The 25,314-nt window shown below is 71.6% G+C and carries 17 protein-coding genes; 11 read left to right on the top strand and 6 right to left on the bottom strand.

All coding sequences use genetic code 11. From position 1 onward, the window contains the following. Positions 1-2 precede the first annotated feature (2 nt). The 3 genes from HG542_RS05410 to HG542_RS05400 form a co-directional block, all read right to left on the bottom strand. Positions 3-1,715, bottom strand: a complete 1,713-nt coding sequence (locus tag HG542_RS05410; protein ID WP_171078868.1) for an NAD-dependent malic enzyme — start codon at positions 1,713-1,715, stop codon at positions 3-5. Between the two features lie 118 nt (positions 1,716-1,833). Beyond that, on the bottom strand, positions 1,834-3,510 hold the full coding sequence (locus HG542_RS05405; protein WP_171078867.1) for a DUF885 domain-containing protein: 1,677 nt from the start codon (positions 3,508-3,510) through the stop codon (positions 1,834-1,836). A 26-nt stretch (positions 3,511-3,536) separates the two neighbouring features. Then, positions 3,537-4,133 carry a hypothetical protein gene (locus tag HG542_RS05400; RefSeq protein ID WP_171078866.1) on the bottom strand — a complete coding sequence of 199 codons (597 nt, stop codon included), beginning with the start codon at positions 4,131-4,133 and terminating at the stop codon, positions 3,537-3,539. A 224-nt stretch (positions 4,134-4,357) separates the two neighbouring features. Between HG542_RS05400 and HG542_RS05395 the strand changes: the two genes are divergently transcribed. Then, positions 4,358-6,511 (top strand): MMPL family transporter, encoded by a 2,154-nt coding sequence (locus tag HG542_RS05395; protein WP_171078865.1) that lies wholly within the window; start codon positions 4,358-4,360, stop codon positions 6,509-6,511. 771 nt (positions 6,512-7,282) lie between these two features. Here the strand turns inward: HG542_RS05395 and HG542_RS05390 are convergent. The 3 genes from HG542_RS05390 to HG542_RS05380 form a co-directional block, all read right to left on the bottom strand. Beyond that, positions 7,283-8,509 (bottom strand): beta-ketoacyl-[acyl-carrier-protein] synthase family protein, encoded by a 1,227-nt coding sequence (locus HG542_RS05390; RefSeq protein WP_171078864.1) that lies wholly within the window; start codon positions 8,507-8,509, stop codon positions 7,283-7,285. Further along, positions 8,509-8,793, bottom strand: coding sequence for a phosphopantetheine-binding protein (locus tag HG542_RS05385; RefSeq protein WP_218039002.1), 285 nt, complete (start codon positions 8,791-8,793; stop codon positions 8,509-8,511). The genes HG542_RS05390 and HG542_RS05385 overlap by 1 nt, the downstream gene beginning before the upstream one ends. A 114-nt stretch (positions 8,794-8,907) precedes the next feature. Then, positions 8,908-9,996: an alpha/beta hydrolase gene (locus HG542_RS05380; protein ID WP_171078863.1), complete on the bottom strand. Its 1,089-nt coding sequence runs from the start codon at positions 9,994-9,996 to the stop codon at positions 8,908-8,910. Positions 9,997-10,123: 127 nt separating this feature from the next. Here HG542_RS05380 and HG542_RS05375 point away from each other — a divergent pair, with 127 nt between their 5' ends. From HG542_RS05375 to HG542_RS05330, 10 genes are all read left to right on the top strand, one after another. Then, the gene (locus HG542_RS05375; protein ID WP_308438052.1) at positions 10,124-13,114 is read left to right on the top strand and encodes an ATP-binding protein; all 2,991 of its coding nucleotides are present in this window, start codon (positions 10,124-10,126) and stop codon (positions 13,112-13,114) included. A gap of 316 nt (positions 13,115-13,430) precedes the next feature. Then, the gene (locus HG542_RS05370; RefSeq protein ID WP_306665276.1) at positions 13,431-14,504 is read left to right on the top strand and encodes a polyprenyl synthetase family protein; all 1,074 of its coding nucleotides are present in this window, start codon (positions 13,431-13,433) and stop codon (positions 14,502-14,504) included. 31 nt (positions 14,505-14,535) lie between these two features. Further along, complete coding sequence (locus HG542_RS05365; protein ID WP_171078861.1) at positions 14,536-15,564, top strand: terpene synthase family protein; 1,029 nt, start codon at positions 14,536-14,538, stop codon at positions 15,562-15,564. Positions 15,565-15,595: 31 nt separating this feature from the next. After that, entirely contained in the window at positions 15,596-16,936 is a 1,341-nt protein-coding gene (locus HG542_RS05360; protein ID WP_229922624.1) for a cytochrome P450, read from the top strand. Between the two features lie 78 nt (positions 16,937-17,014). After that, positions 17,015-19,234, top strand: coding sequence for an NADP-dependent isocitrate dehydrogenase (locus tag HG542_RS05355; RefSeq protein WP_171078859.1), 2,220 nt, complete (start codon positions 17,015-17,017; stop codon positions 19,232-19,234). A gap of 258 nt (positions 19,235-19,492) precedes the next feature. Next, positions 19,493-20,047: a nitroreductase family protein gene (locus HG542_RS05350; RefSeq protein WP_229922623.1), complete on the top strand. Its 555-nt coding sequence runs from the start codon at positions 19,493-19,495 to the stop codon at positions 20,045-20,047. Continuing rightward, positions 20,004-20,321 carry a DUF6092 family protein gene (locus tag HG542_RS05345; RefSeq protein WP_171078857.1) on the top strand — a complete coding sequence of 106 codons (318 nt, stop codon included), beginning with the start codon at positions 20,004-20,006 and terminating at the stop codon, positions 20,319-20,321. The genes HG542_RS05350 and HG542_RS05345 overlap by 44 nt, the downstream gene beginning before the upstream one ends. Positions 20,322-20,374: 53 nt before the next feature. Further along, the gene (locus HG542_RS05340; protein WP_229922638.1) at positions 20,375-21,070 is read left to right on the top strand and encodes a tRNA-dependent cyclodipeptide synthase; all 696 of its coding nucleotides are present in this window, start codon (positions 20,375-20,377) and stop codon (positions 21,068-21,070) included. Between the two features lie 141 nt (positions 21,071-21,211). Next, on the top strand, positions 21,212-24,178 hold the full coding sequence (locus HG542_RS05335; protein WP_171078855.1) for an AfsR/SARP family transcriptional regulator: 2,967 nt from the start codon (positions 21,212-21,214) through the stop codon (positions 24,176-24,178). Between the two features lie 161 nt (positions 24,179-24,339). After that, on the top strand, positions 24,340-25,281 hold the full coding sequence (locus HG542_RS05330) for an L-tyrosine/L-tryptophan isonitrile synthase family protein (RefSeq protein WP_227725465.1): 942 nt from the start codon (positions 24,340-24,342) through the stop codon (positions 25,279-25,281). Positions 25,282-25,314: the final 33 nt, after the last annotated feature.

The raw sequence follows: 25,314 nt of genomic DNA, 5'->3' as shown, positions 1-25,314 counted from the left end.
GCTCAAACCGCCTGCACCGGGCGGTAGTCCGCGCACCACATCGCCGCCCGCACCCGGCTGTCGATCGTGTCGTCCACGACCGCCCGCGCGACCCCGTCGCGCGCCGCGGCCCGGGCGACCGCCACCGCCACCGCGGCGGAGACCGGGCGCAGCTGCCGTGCGGGCGGCAGGATCGGCGTGCCGGGTTCGGCCGGGTCCACCTGTGCGGCGACCGCGTGGGCCGCGGCGGTGAGCATGCCGTCGGTGATCCGGGCGGCCCGGCACACGATGCTGCCGAGGCCGAGCCCGGGGAAGACGAACGCGTTGTTGGCCTGCCCGATCCGGTGCACGACCCCGTCGTACGGCACCGGCGGGAACGGGCTGCCGGTGGCCACCAGGGCCCGGCCGCCGGTCCACGCCAGCAGGTCGGCGGGCACCGCCTCGGCCAGGGGCGTCGGGTTGGACATCGGCAGGATGATGGGCCGCTGCACGGACGCCGCCATCTCCCGGACGATCGCCTCGGTGAAGGCGCCGCCCCGCCCGGACGTGCCGATGAGGACGGTCGGCGCAACCCGGTGCACCACCTCCGCCAGCGGGATCCCGCCGAGGGCCGCGTCCCGTGCCCAGCCGGCCGCCTCGCCCGCGGGACGGGCGTACGGGGCCTGGAAGTCGCGCAGGCCGGTCATCTCGTCGGTGAGCAGGCCGTACCGGTCGACGCACCAGATCCGCCGGGCGGCGTCCTCCGGCGTCAGGCCCTCGTCGGCCAGCGCCCGGCGCAACTGGTCGGCGACGCCGATGCCGGCCGTGCCGGCACCGAAGACGACGATCCGGTGCCCGGGCAGCGGCGTGCCGCTCGCCCGTACCCCTGACAGCACCGCCGCCAGGTTCACCGCGCCGGTGCCCTGGATGTCGTCGTTGAAGGTGGGCACCCGGTCGCGGAAGCGGGCCAGCACGCGCCGGGCGTTGTCCGCCGCGAAGTCCTCCCAGTGCAGGACGACGTGGGGGAACAGCCGGGTCGCCGTCTCCACGTAGGCGTCGAGGAAGGTGTCGTAGGCGGCGCGCTCCGCCCGCGGATGCCGGTTGCCCAGATAGAGCGGGTCCTCCTGCAGGCGGGACCTGTTGGTCCCCACGTCCAGCATGACCGGGATGGTGCGGGCCGGATCGATGCCGGCCGCGGCGGTGTAGAGGGCCAGCTTGCCCACCGAGATGTTGATGCCGCCCACGCCCCAGTCGCCGATGCCGAGGATCGCCTCGCCGTCGGTGGCCACGATCAGGTCGACGTCGTCCGCCCCCAACTCCGTGGCGAGCAGGGAGCGTTCGATCTCCTCGGGGGCGTCCACGGACAGGTAGACCCCGCGCGGGCGGCGGTATTCGTAGCTGTACCGCTCGATGGCGGTGCCGACGGTCGGGGTGTAGACGATGGGCAGCATCTCGTCGAGGTGATCGGCGATGAGCCGGTGGAACAGCACCTCGTTGCGGTCGTGCAGGGCGGTCAGATAGACGTGCTTGGCCAGATCGCTGGGCTGCACGCCGTACTGCGTGTAGGCGCGGGCGGCCTGCTGCTCCAGCGTGAGCGCGTGGGGCGGCAGCAGACCGACGAGACCGAGCGCGTGACGCTCGTCGTGCGGGAAGGCGGTGCCCTTGTTCAGCCGGGGATCGGCCAGCACGGCGCGGCCCCGGGCCGTCGTCTCCCACCGTCCGTGCTGTGGATCCCACCTGGTCCGTCCGGGATTCATGGGCGGCTCCCCTCCCCTCCAGGATGGACCCGGGGGCGCGCGGCTGCCCGCCGAGGGGCTGCGCCCCGAAGGGGCGCGGGGCTGTGTCGATGTGCGGCTCCACCGCGTGGGCGCACGCCTACAGCGCCGCCAGGCTCTCCGCGAGGTCGTCGAGCCCCAGCGCCCCCTGGGACAGCGCGGCCGTGTGCCACACCTTGAGATCGAAGTCGGCGCCGTGGCGGCGGCGAGCCGCTTCGCGGCCCTGCAGCCAGGCGCGTTCGCCGAGTTTGTAGCCGATGGCCTGGCCGGGCCAGCCGAGGTAGCGGTCGATCTCGCCCGTCCGCCGGGCGGCCGGGCTGCCGTGGTGGGCGGCCATGAACGCGGTGGCCAGCCCGGGGGTCCAGCGTTCGCCGGGATGGAAGCCGGCCCCGGCCGGGACGGTCAGTTCCAGGTGCATGCCGATGTCGACGATCACCCGGATGATACGGAGCATCTGTTTGTCCAGGTAGCCGAGCCGCCGCGCGGGGTCGGTGAGGAAGCCGAGCTCGTCCATGAGGCGCTCGGCGTACAGCGCCCAGCCCTCGGTGTCGGCGCCGACCGAGCCGATGGTGACCTGGTACCGGCTGAGCCGCCCGGCGAGTCCGGCCCGCCGGGCGAGCTGGAGGTGGTGGCCGGGGACGCCCTCGTGGTACCAGGTGCTGACGAGCTGCCAGGTCGGGAAGACCGTCCGGCCCAGGGTCGGCAGGTACGTACGCCCCGGCCGGCTGAAGTCGAGGCTGGGGCCGACGTAGTACGGGGCCGGGGACGTGCCCGGGGGCGCGATCCGGGACTCGACCCGGCGGAGCGGGCCGGAGAGGTCGAAGTGGGTGCCGTCGAGGGCCGCGACGGCCTCGTCCATGATCTGCTGCAGCCAGTCGCGGACCGCCTCCTCGCCCTCCACCGCGTGACCGTGCTCGTTGAGATGTGTCATGGTCGTCAGCACGTCCGCACCCGGAAGCACCCGGCCCGCCTCGCGGCGCATCTCGGCGGCCGTGCGGTGGAACTCCTCCCAGGCCCACGCGTAGGCCTCGGCCGGGTCGAGGTCCGCTCCGGTCGCCCAGCGGGCGGAGCGCAGGTAGCGTTCGCGGCCGACGGCGTCCGGAGTGCCGTCCGCCGCGGGCAGGTAGACGTCCTGGAGCCAGTCGCGGAACGCGGCGACGGCCGCGGTGGCGCGGCGCGCGGCGGCGTCCAGCTCGGGCCGGAGCCGCTCCGGCCCGTTCGCGGCGAACTCCGCGAACCAGCCCGCGGTCCCGGTGTCCTGGCCGGTCCACGCCCCCAACTGGGCTCTGCAGGCCTCGGCTTGGCGGGGTGCCGACAGCAGGCCGCGGGAGATGCCCTCGCCCAGCGTCGCGCGGTAGCCGGCCAGCGCGCGGGGCACGTTGCGCAGCCGCCGGGCCGTCATCGCCCAGTCGTCCTCGGCGGCGGTGGGACGCAGGTGGAATATCCTCCGCACCTTGTGCAGGGGCGAGTTGACGTTGCGGAGCTGCCGGAAGTTGTCCCCGGCGTCGTGCACGGCGAGTTCGGCGGTGAGACGTTCGCGCAGCAGCCGGGCGCAGGTCTGCTCGACGGGTTCCGGGGCGGGGGACGCGGCATCCAGCGCGGTCAGCGTACGGCGGGCCGCGTCGGCGAGGGCGTCGAAGCCGTCCGGCGACAGATCCGGCTGGCGGTCGTCCTCCGGGTGCAGGCCCAGCCGCGCCGAGACCAGCGGGTCGAGGGCCGCGACCTGCGCGACGTGGGCGTCGGCTATGCGGCGAGGGGTGTTCAACTCGTCTGCCATCCGCACACCTTGGCGCAGGGGGCGCGTCAGCTGCCAGGGTGCACGGTCACCCAGAACGCGCCGGAGAGGGACCGCAGTCCCCGGGTCGAGCAGTGCAGGGCGGCGGGGGTGCCGACCGCGCCGACGGTGACCGTGTGCCCGGCGAGGGTCCCGGTGCGGACGGCGATCGCGGGCAGCGGAGTCGCGGCGGACCAGGTGTCCGCGTGCGGCCGCCTGACACCGAGCGTCGACCTGCCGACCGGTCTGCCCGTGCGGTCGGGGGTGGCGTACCAGGTGACGTAGCCGGACCCGGTCACGTCGTGCGCGCCGGAGCAGGAGGCCGTGCCGGAGAGTCCGAGGTCGACCGCGGCCGAGCGCAGCCGGTCCGCGCTGCCGTCGGGGGAGAAGCAGTGGTCGAGCAGCAGGGTGCCGCGCACCGTGGTGTGCCGGGACCGGATGCCGAGCGGGGGCGAGATGGCGACGGGGCTGCGGGGTGCCGTGTGCCCGTCGCACGTCAGGGAGATCATCGCGGAGTTGCGCGGGACCGCGGCCGAGGCGCTGCCCAGGGCGGTCAGCGTCATCGCCGCCGTCCCGGCGGCGAGAATGCGGCGGCGGTACCGGGTTCTTCGCAGAGGGATTGTCATTTTTTCTCCGGCGGGTGCGTTACGGGTGGAATTCGAATTTCCGGTCCCGCATAGTATGACGTGCCGTCAGTAAATCTCGGGAAAGGCGTTTCTCTGTGATCCCGGTGTCCGCTCCTCCGGTCAACGAGCAAGGCGGGCAGGGGACTTCGGATCACCGGGAACGCAGGGCGGATGCCCTGGTCCGTGCCTTCGCGACCTTGGTGGTGCGCCGGCGGCGATGGGTCATGGGGGCATGGGCCGCGGTGCTGCTGCTCTCCGCCCTCGCCCTTCCCGGATTTTCCGGAACGCTGTCGGCGCCGCCTTTCTTTCTCCCCGGGACGGAATCCGCGCGGGCGGCCCGGGCCCTGCAGCGCGCTTTTCCCGAGCTGGGGTCGGAACAGACGGTCCTCGTGTTCCACTCGTCCGGCCCCGCCGCGCCGGCCGTGGACGGCCCCCTCTACCGGAAGACGGTCGACGAGGTCTCGGCGGCGCTCGCCGCCCGGCCCGGCGTGTCCGGGGTGGTGGACCTGCCCGTACCGGGGAACACCGCCGTGCACAGCGCGTACCGGCTGGTCGGCGCCACCGGCACCGTCCAGGAGCGCCAATCACACGTACATGACTGGCAGTTGACGGCGGAGCGCGCCGCGGGACGGGCCTCCGGCGGCCGGATCCGCGCCGACCTGCTGGGCACCACCTCGGCCGTACAGGACATGCAGACAGCCGTCATGCCGACCGTCCGGCTCGCCGATGCCCTCGCCCTGCTGGCGGCGTTCCTTGCGCTGTTCGCCGTGCTGCGCCGCCCGTTGCCGGCCGTGCTGCCCCTGGTGGTGGCCGGTTCCGCGGTCGCGGTGGCCCTGGCGCTGGTGGACGGGGCGGCCCGCGGCGGCCACGTCGACCTCCTCACCATGGCGACCACCTCCGCCCTCGGCCTCGGTGCCGGCCTGGACTACGCCCTGCTGCTGCTCATGCGCTGCCGCGAACGGCTCGCCGCGGGCGCGGACGGTCCCGGGGCCGCCGTGGCCGGCGTCGTCACCGCGGGCAAGACCGTCGGCTACTCCGCCCTCACGCTCATGACCGGCGCGGCAAGCCTGTTGGCCGTGGGCATGCCGATCGTCCGGACGTGCGCTCTGGGCGCCATCACGGTCACGGCAACGGCTCTGCTCGCGGCGGTGACGCTGCTGCCGGCCTGCCTCGCACAGTGGCCGCAGTACGTGCGCGCCACCGCACCGGCCCGCCCGCGATCCGGCCAACTCGGCTGGCAGCAATGGGCGTTGCGCCTGATGCGGCACCCCTGGCGGGCCATCTGCGCCGCCGTCGCCCTCCTCGTCCTGGCCGCCCTTCCGGCCGGCGGCCTGCACACCGGTTTCGACTTCGACCGCGCCTCGCTGACGGGCACGCCGAGCGGCACCGCCTTGCACGTCCTGGAGCGGGACGGCCTGGACGGGGCCGCCGCCACCCTGATGGTCGTGCTGCCGCACCCCGGCACCGAGCCGCCTGCCGGGCTGGGCCGGCTGATGGCCGCCCTGGAGACCGATCCCGGTGTCGCGGCGAGCGCGACCGTCGACAACCAGCGGGGCACGACACTGGTGATGGTCCTGCCGCGCACGCCACTCGACTCGGCCCCCACTGCCGAACTCCTCCACCGGATCCGCCACCGCATCCTGCCCGCCGTACTGCCGCCCGGCCGGACGGCGTCGGTGGGCGGCGTGCCCGGCGCACTGGCCGACCAGCGGGCGGATGTGGACGGCAGCGTCACGACCGTCGCCGGCTGCCTCCTGGCCGGTGCCTTCCTCTTTCTCCTGGTCGCCTTCCGCAGCCTGCTGCTCCCGCTCAAGGCCGTCGTCGTCAACGTGGCAGTGGCCGCGGCCACGTTCGGCATCCTGGCCGTCTGCGCGCCCTGGCTGGGCACGGGCGGGCGCCCGGTGATCAACCACTTCGTGCCGCTGATCACCGTCGTCATGCTGTTCGGGCTGTCGCTGGACTACGAGATGTTCCTGGTACGCCGGATGCGCGAGCAGTTCCTGGCGACCGGCGACAACACCCGCGCCGTGGCCGAGGGCCTGGCCCGCACCGCGGTGCCGATCTCCCTGGCCGCGGCCATCATGGTGGCCGCCTTCGCCTCGTTCCTCGTCGTCGGCAGCGCGCAGGTACGGCAGTTCGGCTTCGCCGTGGCCGTCGCCGTCGCCCTGGACGCCACGCTCGTGCGGCTCGTCCTCATGCCCGCGCTCATGCAGGTGCTGGGGCGCTGGAACTGGTGGCTTCCGGGGTGGCCGAGCCGAAGTACTCCACGGGGTGGCAGTACGGCAGGTTCTCCAGGCTCCCACCGGAGCAGTGACGGACGACAAGCTCCGCCACCTCGGCCGGCCGCTGGAGCAGAACCATATGGTCGGACTCCCTGACGCTGGTGACCCGCGCGTCCGCGCACAGTGCGGCGGCCTGCAGGGCGGACGCGGGTGGTGTGGCGGTGTCGTGCTCGCCGGTGAAGAACAGGGCGGGCTGCCGGAGGCCCACGCCCGGGAACCAGTCGCGGTGCCGGATGTTCCGGCGCAGGATGTGGATCATCTGCTCGATGTCGGAGCGGTCGCCGTTCATGATGCGCCGCCGGATCAGACTCGTGATCACGGCCCGCCCCCGCACACGACGGTCCGGGTCCTGGCAGATCAGGCGCCCCAGCACCATGTCGGCCCAGTCGGCGAGGCGGCCGGCGTCGAGCAGCGAGATCGCCGTCTCGTTGTCCGTCCGCGGTGCGGGACGGCCCACGAATCCGATGAAGACGGACCGGAGCACACACTCGGGGAAACGCAGGGCGGTCAAGTAGCCGATGGGCGTTCCCGCGGAGATGCTCACGAGGCTGACCGGGCCGAGGCCGTAGCCGCCGATCACCTGACGGACAGCGTCCGCGAGGAACTCCGGCCCGTGCTCCATGGGGAGGCTGTCCGTGCCCATCAGCCCCGGGGGTTCAATGACGATGCATGTCATATGGGACAGCAGATGCTTCACCACCAGCCCGTTCACCTGGGCCGCCGTCTGGTACAGACCGGGCAGGACGACGCAGGGCGCCAGCGAGGTGTCCCGCTGCTTCCACATGGTGCACCGGAACCGGAATCCCTTGACGGTGAAGCACTGCTCTTGTCCGTCGTCCACGATGTCCCTGCTTTCTTGACGGCTCGTCAGGCAGCCTGGAGGACCAGGGCGGCGTTCTGGCCGCCGAAGGCGAAGGAGGTGCTGACCGCTGCCGTCGGGGCGACGGTGCGCGGGACCTTCGTCACGATGTCCAGATCGATGTCCGGGTCCTGCCGGTCGAGGTTGGCGGTGGGCGGTACCGTCCCGTGCTGCAGGCCCAGCACCGTGACGGCGGCCTCGATCGCGCCGGCGGCCCCCATGGCGTGACCGAGGGCTCCCTTGAGCGAGGTGACGGGAGGCGGGGCGGTGAACACCGAGCGCAGCGCCTCGCATTCGGCCTGGTCGTTGAGGCGGGTGCCGGTTCCGTGGGCGTTGACGTGGCCGATGTCGGCCGGGTCCAGACCGGCGTCCCGGAGCGCGGCGCGGAGGGCCGCCGCGGCACCGCGCCCCTCGGGGTCGGGGGCCGCGAAGTGGTGGGCGTCACAACTGGCGCCGTAGCCCGCCACGTAGGCGCGGGGCCGGGCGCCGCGGGCCCGCGCGTGCTCGGGACGCTCCAGCACGAGCACCGCCGCACCCTCGGCGAGGACGAATCCGTCGCGGTCGGCGTCGAACGGCCGGGAGGCGGCGGCCGGTTGGCCGAGGCGCCGGGACAGGGCTCCCATGCGGTGGAAGCAGGCCGCGGCCATCCGGCAGCGGGCCGATTCGGTGCCGCCCGCCAGGACGATGTCGCAGGTTCCGGCGCGCAGCAGGTCGCGGGCGACGCCGAGCGCGGTGGTGCCGGAGGCGCAGGCGGTGGAGACCGCGAAGTTGGGGCCGCGGGCGGTCAGGTCGAGGGCGATCTCGGCGGCGGGCATGTTGGGCACGCTGCGGGTGACGGCCAAGGGCGAGACGGCCAGTGGGCGACCGGCGCCGAGCTTGGCGTACTCCGCGTCGTAGCGCTCCATGCTGGCGGTCCCGGTGCCGATCACCACGCCGACGCGGGCGGCGTCCCACTCGGCGGGGGAGAGGCCGGCGTCGGCGGTGGCGTGCCGGGCGGCCAGGACGGCCATCGCGCCTGCGCGGTCGAGCCGCCAGGCGAGGTGCCTGCCGATGAGGCGGTGCGCGTCGAAGTCCGGCACCTGGCAGGAGATGTCCACGGGGAGCCCGGCGAGTACCGGGTCGCGGGCGGCGGTGGTGCGGGAGGCCAGCAGGCCGTGCCAGGTGGGCTGTTCGCCGATCCCGGCAGGGGTGACGAGGCCGAGTCCGGTGACGGCCACCGGGTGCGTCCGGGGCATCAGACGTTGCTGGCGGCAGGACCGGGCGTGCGTGCGGCCGGCACGGACGGGTCCGCACCGGCCGCATCGATCAGCTCCGCGACGTCGGCCAGCGTGCTGTGCTCGGTGACCTCGGGCATCGGCCTCCCGGTGCGCTCCTCCAGGGCGAGGGCCAGCTCGACCAGGGCCAGGGAGTCCAGACGCAGATCACCGAACGTGGTGTCGGGCGCGATCTTCGCAGGATTGGCCCCCACGGTCCGGATCAAGGTGGTGCGGACCAGTTCATAGCTGCCGTGTTGAGTCACGGCCACAGAGCCTTCCGCGCCGGGCCGGGACCGGCAATCACCGAACCGCACCCGGACGAGTGCTTTTCCGTTGCTTTTCCGTGAATCCGGTGGCCCGGCGGCGGTACGCGTGATCTACGAGACCGGCCCCTGCATGTGCTGGCTGATCCACTGGATCAGTCCGCCGGACTCCATGTTCGGCACGTACGTCGCGGCGTTGTGGTCGCCGTCCGGGATGACGTGGTACTTGGTCTTGACCGGCCCCTTGTTGCCGTACGTCGCGACGAACTTGTCGATCGGCGGCTTCACGGGCTCGCTCGCGCCGACCTGGAGCCCCAGGTAGACGTCCGGACCGCCCTTGGCGATGAGGCGCTTGGCCAGCACGTTGGAGTCGTTGTCCTCCTTCTCCTTCTCGTGCCCGGCCCACAGGCGGGAGTCGGGCACGATGTCGGGACCGGAGGCGATGACGGCCTTGAACTTGTCCGGCTTCTGCAGCACGGACTTCAGGCCCGCGGAGCCGCCGGTGGAGGAGCCCATGAAGGCCCAGCCGTCACGCGACTTGATCGTGCGGAAGTTCTCCTTGATCAGCTGGGGCACGTCCTCGGTCAGCCAGGTTCCCATCTTGGGCTGGCCGGGGATGTCGCTGCCGTCCCAGTACAGGCCGGCCTTCGGGTCGTGCTTGTCCAGATCGTGGTTCTCGGGGTTGAGCACGGGCATGGCGAGGATGAAGGGCAGGCTCTCGCCCGCGTCCGCCCACTTCTGGATGGACGCCTCCAGCTTGAGGTTCGTCCCCATCCAGTAGTTGTTGGGGTATCCCGCGCCGCCGGGCAGCGCGATCAGCACGGGGAAGCCGCTGTCCTTGTACTTCGGGTCGTTGTACTGCTTGGGTGCCCAGACCCAGACCTTGCCCGTGAAACCGGACTGCTTGCCCTGGTACGTCGTCACGGCGATCTTGCTGCCGTCCTCGGGAACGGTGCCGGAGACCGTGAAATCGGCCTTGGGCCCGGTGGGCATCAGGGCCTTGGAACCGGCGGACCCCTTGCCGTCGGACGAACCGCCGAAGGAGATGGCGTCGCCCTTGTCGGAGAAGACGTCGAAATAGTTCAGGACGGGCCAGGCGACGGCACCGAGCACGGCTATGCACGCCACGACGATGCCCCAGCGCTTGGCGCGCGAGGACGCGCGGCGCCGGGACCGGTAGGAGGTCGGCGGGGAGTACGTCATCGGTAGAGCTCGCTCCGGATGTGGCCGGGCGCCCCTGGGGGCGCGTACATGGTCACCTTTAGAGACAGGGGAACCATGCCGGGGGTTCCGGGATCGGGGGAAAGGGGCGGTTCGGGCCGCTCCGGCGGTGCCGCGAGGATGCGTCTTCTACCGCAGCAGCCAGGGTGATCGCAAGGCCGATCATCACATCAGGTATCGGGCGTCCCGGCAATTGCAGAAACGCGCCATCAGAACCTCGGCCAGGCCTACGCTACGCGATGCCGTGGGCCGCACCGCAGGGTCCCAGCGGGCCGGCCCCGTCCGTTCCGTCACCGAGCGGGAGCGGCGGTGCGCGCGGCGCAGCATCTCATCGGGAGGCACAGTGACGGGTCGGGTCGACACGCAGTCCGCAGAAGCGCCGGAGACACGCCCGCCGGACGGGTGGGTGCCTGCGGAGACCCTTGAGCGCGATGCCCAACGTGCTGCGGCGAGGGAAGCGTTGGACAAGCTCGCCGGATGCACGGCCGCCGGGGGAGCGGAAGAGGGGAAGCGGGCACCCCGTGGCGGAGTGCTCAGCTTTGCGGGACCGGCCGGCGCGGGCAAGACCACGCTGCTGGCGGAAGTCCGGCATCTCGCCCGGGAACAGGAGTGCACGACGCTGTTCGCCCGCGGCGGTGAGAACGAGCAGAGCTCGGCCTTCTACGTCCTGCGGCAGCTTCTCCAGCCGCTCCTGGCCTCGTACACCGAGTCCGAGCGGCACAACGTGCTGGGGGACTGGTACAGCATCGTCGGCCCCGTCCTGGGGCTGTGCCCCGCAGCCGACTCGGCGGAACCCGACCCGCAGGGTGTGCGCGACGGGCTGGACTGGCTGGTCACCAACGTGGCCGTGTCCCGCGGCAGTCTGGTCGTGGTCCTGGACGATGCGCACTGGGCGGATCCCGAGTCGCTGACGTGGCTCTCCTCCTTCGCCGGCCGTGTCGACGACCTGCCGGTCCTGGTGGTCGTCGCCTACCGCCCCGACGAAGTGCCCGACATCCCGCGGGCGTTCGGCGACATGCTGAGCCGGAACCGGATGCGTCCACTGGACCTGGCGCCGCTCAGCCCGGCGGCCGTCACCACGCTCGTGGCCCGCGAGCTGGGACCGGATGCCGAGGTCGACGAGGAGTTCGGCCGCGAGGCGTGGAAGATCACCGGCGGTAATCCCTTCGAGACGGTCGAACTGGCCGTTGCCGTGCGCGAGGAGGGCCTGGCCCCGACGCGCGAGAACGCGCCGCAGCTCCACGACATGTCCGGCGCCATGTCCGGTGCCGGTGTACTGGACCGGCTGGAGCGGATGGGCACCTCCGTCGTCCGGATGGCCTGGGCCGTGGCCGTTCTCGGTACGGAGGCGTCGGCATCGCTGGCCGCCTCGGTGGCGGGGCTGAGCCCCACGGAGGCGGGTGAGGCCCTCGACCGGCTGGCGGCCGCGGAGATCGTGCGGGGCGTCGAGAGGCCGGAGTTCGGCCACCCGCTGATCGCGACGGCCGTCTACCGCGACATCCCTCCCGCCATGCGGGTGGCCCTGCACGGCAAGGCCGCTTGGGAGCTCATCGAGGCCGGGAGGGGCGCGGCAGTGGCATCCCGTCACCTGCTGGAGACCCACCCCGAGGAAGACGAATGGGTGGCGGGCCACCTGCAGGAGGCAGCGCGCGAATACCTGCGCACGGGTGCGCCCGATGCGGCCCGGCGGTGCCTGGACCGCGCCCTCCGCGAGCCCCCGCCTGCGGAGATGAAGGCCACCGTGCTGTACGAGCTGGGCAGCCCGGCCCTGTTGTACGACCCGTCGGTCACGGTCAACCACCTCCGGGCGGCGCTGGAGGAGCCGCTGCTCGGCAAGGACATGCGCGTGGACGCCGTCATCCGGCTGGCACGGTCCCTGGCGCATGCCGGACAAGTGAGGGAAGCGGCCGAGGTACTGGCGGCGGAGGCGCAGGCGACCACCGACCCGCGGATCCGGCTGCGGATGCACACCGAGCACTTCCTGCGCGCGGCTTTCACGGCCGAGGAGGAGGACGGCCCGGGGCGCTCGCGGCTGCTGACCCAGCTCGCCCAGCGGTTGACCGGACGTGACCTCACCGAGCGGTACGCGCTGGGGCTGAGGGCGTGGGACGCCATGGTCCGCGGTGAGCCGGCCGCCATCGCCCTGGACCACGCGGAGCGGGCCCTGGGGTCCGGTCTGAGCTGGACCGACCAGCACTGGGGCTCCGAGGTGCCGATGCTTCTGGCGCTCACCTTCATGTACTGCGACCGGCCCGAGCGGGCGGAGGAGCTCTTCGCCGAAGGCATCGCCGATTCCGAGCGCAAGGGATGGCGCGGTGGCCAACTGGCCATCGGCTATACGCTGCTGGGATACGTCCGGTACCGCACCGGGCGGCTGTCCGACGCCGAGGACTTCGCGCGCGCCGGGCTGTGGGCGGCCGACCGGGTCGGCTCCGGCACCCCCGCGCAGTGGTATGCGGTGAGTACCCTCATCGAGATCCTGCTGGCCCGCGGCCAGGTCGACGCCGCCCAGGAATTGGCCGTCCGGTACGCGTTCGGGAAGCCGTTCCCACCCGTCGTGATCATTCCGGACGCCCAGGCGGTCCTCGGTGAACTGCGGCTGGCACAGGGTGCGCACGGGGAGGCCGTCGAGGAACTCGCCGCGGTGGGGCGCCGCCTCGACCGGCGGGGCGTGCACAATCCCGCCTGGTGCCCCTGGCAGCCGAACCTGGCCCTCGCCACGTCCGACACCAGCCCCCAGCGGGCGCGGCACCTGGCGAAGGAAGCGGTGCAGCGTGCCGAGCGCTTCGGCACGGAATCGGCGATCGGGCAGGCCCTGTATGCGGCGGGCCGGGTCCACGACGGGCCCGAGAGCGCCGACTTGCTGCAGAAGGCCGTCGGTCACCTGGAAAAGTCGCCTTCGGTCTACGAACTCGCCTGTGCCCTGGTCGACCTCGGTGCTGCGATGCGCCGCACCGGACGCCTGGTGCAGGCGGCAGAGAGCCTGTACCGCGGTGTCGAGGTCGCCAGCTCCTGCGGTGCCGATGCCGTGGTGGCGAAGGCGCGCCGGGAATTGGCCGACGCCGGCCTGCGGCCGCGCCGGCTGGGAATTCACCGCTGAACGGCGAATCGCCGTAAGGCTGCCTGCGCAGGCCCTGTGAGGAGGGTGGGGCGCGTGCGGGCATATGCGCGCGCCCCGAAAAGATTCGCTGTCGTCTGCGCCGGTCCAGGCACGCGCCGTACGGTTTGTATGAACGGTGAATGGGAAAGGCTCGGTTGCGTCCATTCGGGAAGAGAAAGCTTTGGCCTTTCCTGAATGGTTCGTTCCGGTACGCCGAACGCATTCCTCAGAATCCTCAAGGATTCTCTGCTGGCGATCCGGTGGCTTTCGCCTCACCGGGTCGGCGCAACGATGCGAAGGGGATCGAGCCGTGGCCATGCTCGCCATGTCGGGGGTCCTGACGCCGGCGCGGATTCGCTGCGAGGTCAGGACAGTTCTGGAGAATTTCTTTGCCGACCGGATACGTTCGGCCGCCTCGCAACACCTTGCCGACCTTGTCGCCGTATTGCGGGGCCTGGTGCTTGCGGGTGGCAAGCTGATCCGGCCGACGATGTGCATATGCGGATGGCAAGCCGCCCGTGGCAAGGGGGACCTCGGGCCGTTGCTGCGGGTGGCGGCGAGCCTGGAACTGTTCCATGCCTTCGCCCTCATCCACGACGACGTCATGGACGAAAGCGAGACCCGCCGGGGGCGGTTGAGTGCGCATCGGGCACTGACGACGATGCACCGTCGCCGCGGCCTTCCGGGGGACAGCAGTAAATTCGGTCGCAACACGGGCATTCTGCTCGGGGACTTGGCGCTCTCCTGGTCCGACGAAATACTTCAGACCGCCGGCCTCACCGCCACCCAGTTGCGTGCCGCCCTGCCGGTTCTGCATGCCATGCGCACGGAGGTCGTGCTCGGTCAATACCTGGACCTGCTCAACACCGGCGGGCTGGACGGTGACGTGCAGCAGGCCCTGACCACGATCCGGTTCAAGACGGCCAAGTACACCTTCGAACGCCCCCTGCACCTCGGCGCCGTACTGGCCGGAGCCGACAGGTCCGTGACCGAGGCCTGTTCCGCGTTCGCGCTTCCGATCGGCGAGGCCTTCCAGCTCCGGGACGATCTCCTCGGTGTCTTCGGAGACAGTGCGGAGACGGGCAAGCCCACGCTGGACGATCTGCGGGAGGGCAAGCAGACGGCCCTGATGGCCTTTGCCGCCATGCGGGCCACCCCGGCCCAACTCGGCATCCTGCAGGCCTCGGTGGGCAACCCCGCTCTCGACGCGGCACAGGCGTGTGCCGTCCGCACCGTCCTGGAGGAGACCCTGGCCCGCCAGGAAGTGGAACGCCTGATCGCCGGACGTCGCAGGGAGGCCCTGCACGCGCTGGACCGGGCCCCCTTCCCGCAGGCCGTCGTCGCGATGCTCCGGCGCGTCGCGGACAGTGCGACGGAGCGCACCTCATGAGTTCCCCGACCCCCGAGAAGGAGGCCGTCCCATGCCGATGATCGATCTGTCCGTCCTCGTCGACGGCTTCTACGACCCGCCCTGCCCGATGGTCAACCCGGCCGCGGCACAGGCCGAGGACGAGGTGATCGCCTGGCTGTGGCGGCTCGGGTTCCTCACCTCCGAGGCACAGGAACGGCACCTGCGCTCCTTCAAGTTCGGTCTGTACCACGGCATTTCGACGCCGACGGTGGGCCTGCAGCAGCTGGTGCTCGGCATCCAGTGGTTCTGCTGGGGGTCCCTGTCCGACGACCAGTACGACAACTACGACTGGGGCGAGCGCGAAGAGCGCATGCGCCGCGTCCTGCGCGACATGCGGGCCATCGCCACGAAGGGGCCGGAAGGCCTGCAGGGCACGCAGGACAACCCCGTGATCGCGGGATTCGCCGACCTCTGGCCCCGGCTGACGGCAGGGCTCCCGCCGCGGGCGCGGCAGCGCATCACCGGACACTTCCTGGACTACATGCAGGCCATCGTGCTGCAGAACCGCTACCACGCGAAGGGCCGGGTCCCCGACGCGGCCACGTTCGTCACCATGCGCCGCAACACCATCGCGATGCTCTTCCAGGTGGACGTCCTGGAGATCGTCTCGCGCATCCGCATCCCCGACGCGCTGCGCGACAGCCTGCTCTTCCGCGAACTGGCCCTGTGCTTCGCCGACATCCTGGCCTGGCACAACGACGTCTACGGCCTGGAGAAGGACATCGCCGACGGGCAGACCTGCAACGTCGTCCGGGTCGTCGCCGCGAGCGAGGGGTGCACCCTGGCGGAGGCCGTGGCCCGGGTGCTGGACCGGGCCAAGCAGCGGCAACAGATCTTCCTGGACATCGAGGAGCAGCTTCCCGGTCTCGCCGACTCGCTCGGACTGCCTCCGGAAGCCGCTGCCGAGGCGGCTCGTCTCGCCACCGATCTGAGGGCGTACGCCTTCGCCGACCTCGTCTGGATCCGGGAGACCCGCCGGTACGACCTCGGGCTCCCGAGGATCAAAGGCACCTTCGACGACGTCCTCATCACTCACTGAACCCACCGATCCGTACAGGGGAATGGACCACGTGAGCAGCAAGGTTCCCGGGGTACCGGCCGCGCCGGGGCGTATGCCCCTGCTCGGCCACACAATGGCGCTCTGGCGGGACCCCCTGGGTTTCCTGGAGTCGTTGCACGAGTCGGGGGACACCGTCCGGGTGGACCTCGGTACCTGGCCGGTGTACTTCGTCACCTCTCCCGAACTGGTCCGCGACGTCCTGGTCGATCGCGCGCGCGGCTTCGACCGGGGCCGGCACGCCGACCGGGTGCGGCAGTTGTTCGGCAACGGTCTCGCCACGTCCGACGGGGAGTTCCACGACCGCCAACGGCGTCTCGTACGCCCTGCGTTCCACCGCAGCAGGGTGGGAGGCTGGATCGAGATCATGGCCCGCCATGCGCGTGACCTCGCGGAGTCGTGGCGGCCCGGGCAGATCGTCGAGCTCAACCGGGAGATCACCGAGCTGGTGCTGGCCACCTTCGCCGAAGCGATGTTCGCCTCGCGCATGGCCCGCCCTGCCGTCGAGGAGATGCAGCGCTCGCTGCCGGTGATCATGCGTGACGCCGTCACCCGGGCCGTGCTGCCGAAGTTCCTGGACCACCTGCCCGTGCCCGTCAACCGCAGGTTCGACACCGCCGCCGCCCGGCTGCGCCGTGAGTTCGACCAGGTGATCGCCCGGTACAAGGAGGCCGGCGCCGATCACGGCGACCTCCTGTCGCTGCTCCTGGCGGCGCGCGACGCCGACACCGGCGAGGCCATGAGCCCGGAGCAGGTCCGGGACGAACTCATCACCATCACGGTGGCCGCCACCGAGACCACGTCCGCGGCACTCGCCTGGGCCTTCCACGAACTGGGCCGTGCACCCGATGCGGACCGACGGCTGCACGCGGAGATCGGCGAATCCGCCGGCACCGGCGCGGCCTACGCGGTTTCCGGTGCCCTCCCGTACACCACGGCGGTGCTCGATGAAGTCCTGCGCCTGCACGCGATCCCCCTGTCGATGCGCAGGGCCAGGGAGTCCGTGGAGCTCGGCGGGGTGCACCTCCCCGAGGGCAGCGAGGTCGCCTTCAGCATCTACGCGCTCCACCGCGACCCCCGGCGCTACCGGGACCCGCACCGCTTCGACCCGGACCGCTGGCTCGCCCCGCCCGCCGACCGGCCGGGCCGGGGTGCCTTCCTCCCGTTCGGAGCAGGCAACCGGAAATGCCTGGGCGACGCCTTCGCCTGGACCGAGATGACCGTGGCCCTGGCCACGATCGCGTCCCGCTGGCGCCTCAGGCCCGTGAGCGAGGCCATCCCGCGCGAGGTCAGGTCGGTCAGCATCCCCCGGCCGTCGTCGCTGCTGATGACGGCGGTGCCCCGGGGCGCATGACAGGCCCCTGTCGAGACACCCCCGTTCACGAGATATCTTGATGTCGAGCAATGTTACAGACGTGAAGCGGAGCACCCGGTGACTGACTCGACGATCATCTATACGCACACTGACGAGGCCCCCGCCCTGGCGACGTACTCGTTCCTGCCGGTGGTCCGGGCGTACGCCGCCGCGGCCGGGGTCGCCGTGGAGACCCGTGACATCTCGCTGGCCGGCCGGATCATCGCGAGCTTCCCCGAGCACCTGGAGGAGGGGCAGCGCATCGGCGATGCCCTCGCCGAGCTCGGTGCGCTGGCCAAGACGCCCGGGGCCAACATCATCAAGCTGCCGAACATCTCGGCCTCGATCCCGCAGCTGAAGGCCGCGATCGCCGAGCTGCAGCAGCAGGGCTACGCGCTGCCGGACTACCCGGACGACCCGAAGTCGGACGAGGAGCGCGAGATCCGCGCCCGCTACGACAAGATCAAGGGCAGCGCCGTCAACCCGGTCCTGCGCGAGGGCAACTCCGACCGCCGCGCCCCCGCGTCGGTCAAGAACTACGCCAAGACGCACCCGCACCGCATGGGTGCCTGGAGCGCCGACTCGAAGACGAACGTCGCCACCATGGGCGTCGACGACTTCTGCTCCACCGAGAAGTCCACCGTGATCGCCGAGGACGGCGCCCTCCGCATCGAGCTCGTGGGTGACGACGGCAGCACCACCGTGCTGCGCGAGTCGGTGCCCGTGCTCGCGGGCGAGGTCGTCGACGCGTCCGTCATGCGCGTCGCGGCCCTGCGCGAGTTCCTCACGGCCCAGGTCGCCCGGGCCAAGGCCGAGGGTGTGCTGTTCTCCGTGCACCTGAAGGCCACGATGATGAAGGTCTCCGACCCGATCGTCTTCGGCCACGTGGTGCGGGCCTTCTTCCCGAAGACCTTCGCCGCCTTCGGCGCCGACCTGGCCGCGGCCGGCCTGACTCCGAACGACGGGCTCGGCGGCATCTTCAAGGGCCTGGAGTCGCTGCCGAACGGCGCCGAGATCAAGGCGTCCTTCGACGCCGAGCTCGTCGAGGGCCCGGCCCTGGCGATGGTCGACTCGGACAAGGGCATCACCAACCTCCACGTGCCGAGCGACGTCATCGTCGACGCCTCCATGCCGGCCATGATCCGCACCTCCGGCCACATGTGGGGCCCGGACGGCCAGGAGGCCGACACCCTCGCGGTCCTGCCGGACAGCAGCTACGCCGGTGTCTACCAGGCCGTCATCGAGGACTGCCGCGCCCACGGCGCCTACGACCCGTCCACCATGGGTTCCGTCCCGAACGTGGGCCTCATGGCGCAGAAGGCCGAGGAGTACGGCAGCCACGACAAGACCTTCGAGATCCCGGTCACCGGCACCGTCCGCCTGGTCGACCAGGCCGGCAACGCCGTCCTGGAGCAGGTCGTCTCGGCCGGCGACATCTTCCGCGCCTGCCAGACCAAGGACGAGCCGATCCGCGACTGGGTCAAGCTCGCCGTCACCCGTGCCCGCGCCACCGGTGCCCCGGCCGTCTTCTGGCTGGACGAGAACCGTGCCCACGACGCCCAGCTGATCGCCAAGGTCGGGGAGTACCTGCAGGAGCACGACACCGAGGGCCTGGACATCCGCATCCTCGCCCCGGTCGAGGCCACCAAGCTGTCGATCGAGCGTATCCGCCGCGGCGAGGACACGATCTCCGTCACCGGCAACGTGCTCCGCGACTACCTGACCGACCTGTTCCCGATCCTGGAGCTGGGCACCAGCGCCAAGATGCTGTCGGTCGTCCCGCTGATGGCGGGCGGCGGCCTGTTCGAGACGGGCGCCGGCGGTTCCGCGCCGAAGCACGTCCAGCAGCTGGTCAAGGAGAACTACCTGCGCTGGGACTCGCTGGGCGAGTTCTTCGCGCTGGTTCCCTCGCTGGAGCAGTACGCGAAGACCACGGGCAACCAGCGTGCCCAGGTCCTCGCCGACACCCTCGACCGCGCCACGGCGACCTTCCTGAACGAGGACAAGTCCCCGACGCGTCGCGTCGGCGGCATCGACAACCGTGGCAGCCACTTCTACCTGTCCCTGTACTGGGCCCAGGAGCTGGCGAAGCAGACCGACGACGCGGAGCTGGCCAAGGCCTTCGCCCCGCTCGCCGAGCAGCTCACCGCCAACGAGCAGAAGATCGTGGAGGAGCTGAACGCCGTCCAGGGCAAGCCCGCCGACATCGGCGGCTACTACCAGCCCGACCCGGCCAAGGCCGCGGCCGTGATGCGTCCGTCCGAGACCTTCAACCAGGCTGTCGCCTCGCTGGCCTGACGTCCCGTCAGTTCTCTTTCGGGGACTCTGTTCCGCCCCGACCGGTTCGCCCGGTCGGGGCGGTTCCGTTTTTCCGGCCGGTTCTGCACGGTGCGGCCGAAAATCGCCCCTGAGTGCTCAACTCCACTTTATTTCAAGGTTTATTCACTCGAACAAGCCTTGAATGGCCTTGCTCATGTGCGATACACATGGGGCGCCTGTGCCGCATGTGATACCTGAGACTTGGCTGGGGAAAGGGAAGTGATGCCGAGCACTCCATTGCCGGAGACGCTCCACGTCCTGCGTACGCGGAGCGTGCTGCGGAATTATGCCGCCGAACCCGTCGACGACGCGACCGTCGAGCAACTGCTGGAATGCATGCTCGCGGCGCCCACCGCCTCCAACAAACAGGCGTGGTCGTTCGTCGTGGTGCGGGAACCGGAAAACGTGCGGCGTCTCCGGGCGTTTTCGCCGGGAATGATCGGCACGCCCGCATTCATTGTCGTGGCCTGTGTCGACCGGCGCATGGCCGCCGGCTTTTCCGGCGGCATATCCCGGAAGATCTACGAGACGTCGAAGCTCTGCGTCGCCATGGCGGTGGAGAACCTGCTGCTCTCCGCACACGCCATGGGACTGGGCGGCTGCCCCGTCAGCAGCTTCCGCGAGGAGGTGCTCCGGCTGCTGCTGAACCTGCCGGAGCACCTGGAACCGCTGCTGCTGGTGCCCGTCGGCCGTCCCGCGCAGGGGCCCACGCCGTCCGAACGTCGTGACAAGAACGAGGTGATCAGCTATGAATCCTGGGGAAACGGTGCTGTCGCAGAACCGACTGCATGAGGAAATAGCCCTCCTGGCCGCCTACCTCCTGAGCAGCGGCCGCGGGCTCCTCGAAGAACCCGCGGACTACGGCGCGTTCCGCTGCGCGGACGCCGCCCGCCGCACGCTGGAGATTCTGGAGAAGGCCGGGGCGAGCACCCCCGCGCTCACCGCGGTGCGGGAGCGCCTGGACGGGGTCATGTTCTCGCCCATGGGCGGCGACATCGATCTCGCCGGAATTCTGGACGAATTGTGCCTGCAGACCGCCACCGCACTGCAGGAGCTGACGTCATGACGGAGGGTGTCTTTACACAGTCCCCGGCCCAATCCCCGTCCCCGGCCCTGGTGATGGAGGCGGAGCCGCTCAGCGAACGCTGCCGCACCTTATGGCGGCGGGGCGAGCACGCCCTCATCGGCATCAGCGCGGGCAACAGCTATTTCAACCAGGACCGGCTCACCGCCCTCCTGTCATGGGCGGGCGACGCCTTCGAGCAGATCGACGTCGTGTACGTCGACACCCATATCGACTCGATGCTCGTCGCCGACGGGCGCACCCCGGAGAGCGCCGCCAAATCGGTGCGGACCACGCTCAAGGACGTCCGGCGCCGCATCCGGCGGTCGCTGGAGCGGCTGGGTCCGGACGCCGCACGCTTCCGGGTGCGGGCCCTGTCCGAGCTCATGGACCTGCCCGTCTACCGGGCCGTGACGGAACGGACCGACCGGGCCATCGACGAGGATGCCGAATTCGCCCCGATCTGCGAGGCCATGGTGCAGCAGATCGTCGAGCACCGCCCCGGCGCCGGCGGAACCGTCACCGCCGCCCATATGCAGGCTGGACTGGACTACCTCAAGGCCGAGGCCCCGCTCTTCGTGGACTCGCCCGCCATCTTCGGCGTCTCCTCCTCGGTGGTCCTGTACCACATGAGGACGCCGATCTCCGAGCATCTCGCCGGACATACCGAGGGGTTCGCCGCCGCACCGGGCCAGGGATTCGTCGTCGTGAAACCGTCCGAGGCGGCGCTCGCCACAGCGACCGCAGCGTGAAACAAAGCCGCCCGGCCGTGCGTTGACACACCGGCGTCACAAGCTCCACCGATCCATCGGGGCACCCTTCCGCCGCCCGGACCGTAGGGTCGAACTCGTCGTTGTTCGAACCTTACGCAAAGAGTGCGCACGCTCCCTGCCGTGCGGCCAGAGAAGGGCGGTCCTGCGGTGGAGCTTCCGCGCGTCGAGTTCAAGGTGCTGGGGCCCCTGGCGGCGCACGCCGACGGCCGTGCCCTGCCGCTCGGCGGCCCCAAGCAGCGGACCCTGCTCGCGATGCTGCTCGTCCACGCCGGAACCCCGGTCTCCGCGGACCGGCTGAGCGACGCGGTCTGGGGAGCGGCCCCGCCGGCATCGGCCCGGGCCAACGTCCGCAGCTACGTCGCCGTCCTGCGCCGAGTGCTCAACCCCGCCTCCGGAGAGGACCGGTTGAGCCTCGGCCACGGCGGCTACCGGCTGCATCTGCGCCCCGGCGAACTGGACCTGCACCGGTTCGACGAACTCGCCGCGCGGGGCCGCGCCGCCCTGGCCGCCGGGGAACACCGGGCCGCGGCACAGGACCTGCAGGAGGCCCTGGGTCTCTGGCGCGGCGGCCCCTACGAAGGAGTCGTCCACCACGACGCCCTGCACATCGAAGCCGCCCGCCTCGAAGAGGCACGGCTCGCCGCTCTCGAGGACTACGCCGAGGCCCGGCTGGCCCTCGGCGAACCCCGTGAACTGACCGGCCTGTTGCGCACCGAAGTGGCCCGCCACCCGCTGCGGGAATCCCTGTGGGCCCGCCTGATGGTCGCTCAGTACCGCTGGCACGGCCCGGGCGACGCCCTCAAGTCCTACGCCCGCGCCCGCGCCGTCCTGCGCGACGAACTCGGCCTCGAACCCGGCCCCGAACTCCGCCGCCTGCATCGCGCCGTACTGGCCCGGGACCCCGCGCTGGGCGCCCCGCCCGACCCCGCACCGCCCGTGAACGCCGGAATCGTCTGGCAGTCAAGAAGCCAACTCCCCGCGGACGAAACCGACTTCGTCGGCCGGGATCAGGTGCTGGCGAGAGCCCGCGGACTGCTCGACCCGCCGCCCGGCACGCCCTTCCGGACGGGCTCGCCCTGCGCCGTGCCCGTCGTCGTCCTCACCGGCCTGCCCGGCGTCGGCAAGACGACCCTCGCCACCCGGCTCGCCCACCGGTTGCGGGACGCCTTCCCCGACGGCCGGCTCTTCCTGCATCTGGACGGCGCCCGCGGCCCCCACCGCGACGCGGGTGCGATCCTCGCCGACCTGCTGCTCGGCCTGGGCGTCTCCGGCTCGTCCATACCGGAGACGACCGAGGACCGCGCGGCGATGTTCCGCTCGCTGCTGTCCGGCCGCAAGGTGCTGGTCCTGCTCGACGACGCCCGCGACGAGGCCCAGATCCGCCCGCTGCTGCCCGGCACCCCGGGCTCCGCGGCCCTGGTCACCAGCCGGGCCCGGCTGACCGGGCTCACCGGCGCCGAACTGATCGACATCGACCCCTTCGACAACACCGAGTCGCAGGACCTGCTGCAGCGCATCGTCGGCCCCCGGCGGCTCGCCGCCGAACCGGCCGAGACCGAACGGATCCTGGCCAGCTGCGCCGGACTGCCGCTGGCCCTGCGGGTGACCGCGGCACGCCTCGCGAACCGACCGCACTGGCGGATCCGGCGCCTGGCCGACCGGCTCGCCGACGAACGGACCCTGCTGGAGGAGCTCACGGTGGGCGACCTCGCCGTCCGCACCAGCGTCGCCGCCAGCTACCACGGCCTGGCCCCCGACGCCGCCCGCGCCTTCCGCGCCGTCGGCATGCTCCCCTCGCCCGAGTTCCCCGGATGGGCCCTCGCCGCCCTGCTCGACGCCCCCGACACGGACGACGCCACGGACGTCCTGCTCGACGCGAACCTGCTCCAGGTCGAGGGCATCGACGTCCAGGGCCAGCCGCGCTTCCGGATGCACGACCTGCTGCACGTCTACGCCGCCGAACGCGCCCTCGCCGAGGAACCGGAGACCGGCCGGCGGGCCGCGGTGGCCCGGCTCCTGGACGGCTGGCTCACCCGGGTCCGCGCCGCCGGCCACCAGCTCATCCGCGGTGGAACGGGCGGCCAACTCCCGCAGGGAGAAGGCGACTTGGTCGGCTGGCTGGAGGGGGAACGTACCAACCTCGTCACCGCGGCCGAATTCGCCGCCGAATCCGGATACTGCACACACGCCGCCGCCCTCGCCTCCGCCATGGAGGACGTCTGCCACGTAAGAAACTGGTGGGACGAATGGGAACACGTGGCACGGGCCGCACTCGCCTGCGCCGAAGCGGGCGGCGACGCCGTCGCCACCGCGGTCGCCCAGGGATCGCTCGCCCGCGTCTCGGCCGTCCGCGGCCGCGTCGACGACGCCCTGCCCCGATACGCCACCGCCATCGGGCAGTTGGACGAGCTGGGGGAGGCCCACCACGCCGCCCGGCTGCGCATCCACCGCAGCATCGCCGTCGCCGACCGGGGCATGGCGGACCTCGCCCACGACGACGCGGCCTCCGCGGCCGCCGTGATGAGCCGGCTCGGTGACGAACACGGCCGCGTCACCGCCCTGCGCAGCCTCGCCTTCGCGCTCGTCTGCCAGGGCCGCGGAGCCGAGGCCGTCGACACCCTGGCACCCGCCCTGGAGACCGCCGAACGCCTCGGACACCCGCTCGCCCTCGCCGACATCCTGCACCTGCTCGCCTGGGCCGAACTCTCCGCCGGCCGCACCGACCGGGCCGCCGGCCACCTCGACCGCGCCCTCGCCCTCTTCCGCAAGGTGCGGCACCGCCCCGGCGAGGCCTACGCCCTGATGACCCTCGGCCGGGCACACGCCGAACACGGCCCCGGCCCGGCCGCCGCCGCCCGGGCACTGGGCCCGCTCCGCGCCGCGGCCGCCCTCTTCACCGAGCTCGGCGAACGCCGCGGCGCCGCCTTCACCGACTACTGGCTGGGCCGCGCCCACACCGCACTCGGCGACCTCGGCGCGGCCGCCGACCACTTCAACCGGGCCCTGGCCGGGTTCCGCGGGCTGCACATGCCCTACTGGGCGGGGCTCGCCCAAAGGGAGCTCGGGGGACCGGCGCTGCGCGCCTGAGTGCTCTGCGGTGCGTTGGCTGCGGGCTCGTCGTGGCTGGTCGCGCAGTTCCCCGCGCCCCTTACGGGGCGCGATCAGGACGCCGGACAACTGCGCATGCTTTGTGCGTTTCTCATGCGCGCGCCGAGCACGGTGGGAACCAGTCCACGAAGGGAGGCGCGGTGTCCGATCTCGCCGCACCCGATATCGAGCTGGTTTCCATGGAAGTGATCCGGGAGGTCCTGGCGCACCAGCGCAGAATGCGCGACGGCGGCTGCACCGGAAGAATCTGCCTGCGGTGCGCCAGACACCACCTGGACACGGTCCGCAGCGCCATGGAGAACGGGCGGCGCATCGACTTCGTGCTGCCCGCCTTCCCCACGAAATCCCCCAACCCGGCCAAGGTCCTGGGCCCCCTGCCCGACCTGGCCGAGGAACTCGCCCTGCGCTTCCTGAACGAACTGTGCGAGCGCATCGGCGATATCTATCCGCCCGGGGCGGCCATCACCATCTGCTCCGACGGGCGCGTGTTCAACGACCTGCTCGGCGTGAGCGACGAGAACGTCACCGCCTACGCACACGAACTCGACCGCATGATCGGCGAGATCGGTGCCGGCCACCTCGAACAGTTCACCCTCGACGACGTGTACAGCGGCGCCGGGCACGAGGAGATGCGCACCATGCTGTCCGGGGCCTGGGCCCCGTCGCTCGACGAACTCCGCGCCGAGGTGCGCGCCGGTGGCGCACCGCTCGCCATGTACCGCGGTATCACGCGGTTCATGCTGGAGGACCTTTCCGGTCCGGATTACACGGGGACGCGGTCCGCATTGCAGCGCCGGTGCCGAGACCTTGCCTACCGGGTCATTCAGCGCAGCAGGGCCTGGGGGGATCTGCTGGGCCGGCTCTTCCCCTCGGCCATTCGGCTGTCGATTCACCCGCAGCCGTGTAGCACGGAGAAGATCGGCATTCTGCTCGGTGATACGCCGGACGCCTGGCTCACGCCGTGGCATTCCGTCGCCGTCGAGCGTGACGGGGGTTACACGCTCATGAAACGGGCCGAGGCCGAGCGGGCCGGCGCCCGGGCCGTGTTCGTCGGTGGGCGCGCCACTCACTACGTGCTCTAGCAGCTGCGGGCCGGCTGTGGCTGGTCGCGCAGT

It is taken from the genome of Streptomyces morookaense (assembly GCF_013030945.1).
GTDB classification, from domain to species: Bacteria; Actinomycetota; Actinomycetes; order Streptomycetales; family Streptomycetaceae; genus Streptomyces; species Streptomyces morookaensis.
The sequence above is the reverse complement of the archived record's forward strand: the minus strand, read 5'-3'. Positions and strand labels throughout refer to the sequence as shown.

Bases quoted from the DNA above. Each gene is read 5' to 3' on its own strand.
- HG542_RS05380 (WP_171078863.1), bottom strand. From the start codon at position 9,996: ATGACGTACTCCCCGCCGACCTCCTACCGGTCCCGGCGCCGCGCGTCC.
- HG542_RS05345 (WP_171078857.1), top strand. From the start codon at position 20,004: ATGAATCCTGGGGAAACGGTGCTGTCGCAGAACCGACTGCATGAGGAA.
- HG542_RS05395 (WP_171078865.1), top strand. From the start codon at position 4,358: ATGGGGGCATGGGCCGCGGTGCTGCTGCTCTCCGCCCTCGCCCTTCCC.
- HG542_RS05410 (WP_171078868.1), bottom strand. From the start codon at position 1,715: ATGAATCCCGGACGGACCAGGTGGGATCCACAGCACGGACGGTGGGAG.
- HG542_RS05400 (WP_171078866.1), bottom strand. From the start codon at position 4,133: ATGACAATCCCTCTGCGAAGAACCCGGTACCGCCGCCGCATTCTCGCC.
- HG542_RS05390 (WP_171078864.1), bottom strand. From the start codon at position 8,509: ATGCCCCGGACGCACCCGGTGGCCGTCACCGGACTCGGCCTCGTCACC.
- HG542_RS05365 (WP_171078861.1), top strand. From the start codon at position 14,536: ATGCCGATGATCGATCTGTCCGTCCTCGTCGACGGCTTCTACGACCCG.
- HG542_RS05405 (WP_171078867.1), bottom strand. From the start codon at position 3,510: ATGGCAGACGAGTTGAACACCCCTCGCCGCATAGCCGACGCCCACGTC.
- HG542_RS05340 (WP_229922638.1), top strand. From the start codon at position 20,375: ATGGAGGCGGAGCCGCTCAGCGAACGCTGCCGCACCTTATGGCGGCGG.
- HG542_RS05370 (WP_306665276.1), top strand. From the start codon at position 13,431: ATGCTCGCCATGTCGGGGGTCCTGACGCCGGCGCGGATTCGCTGCGAG.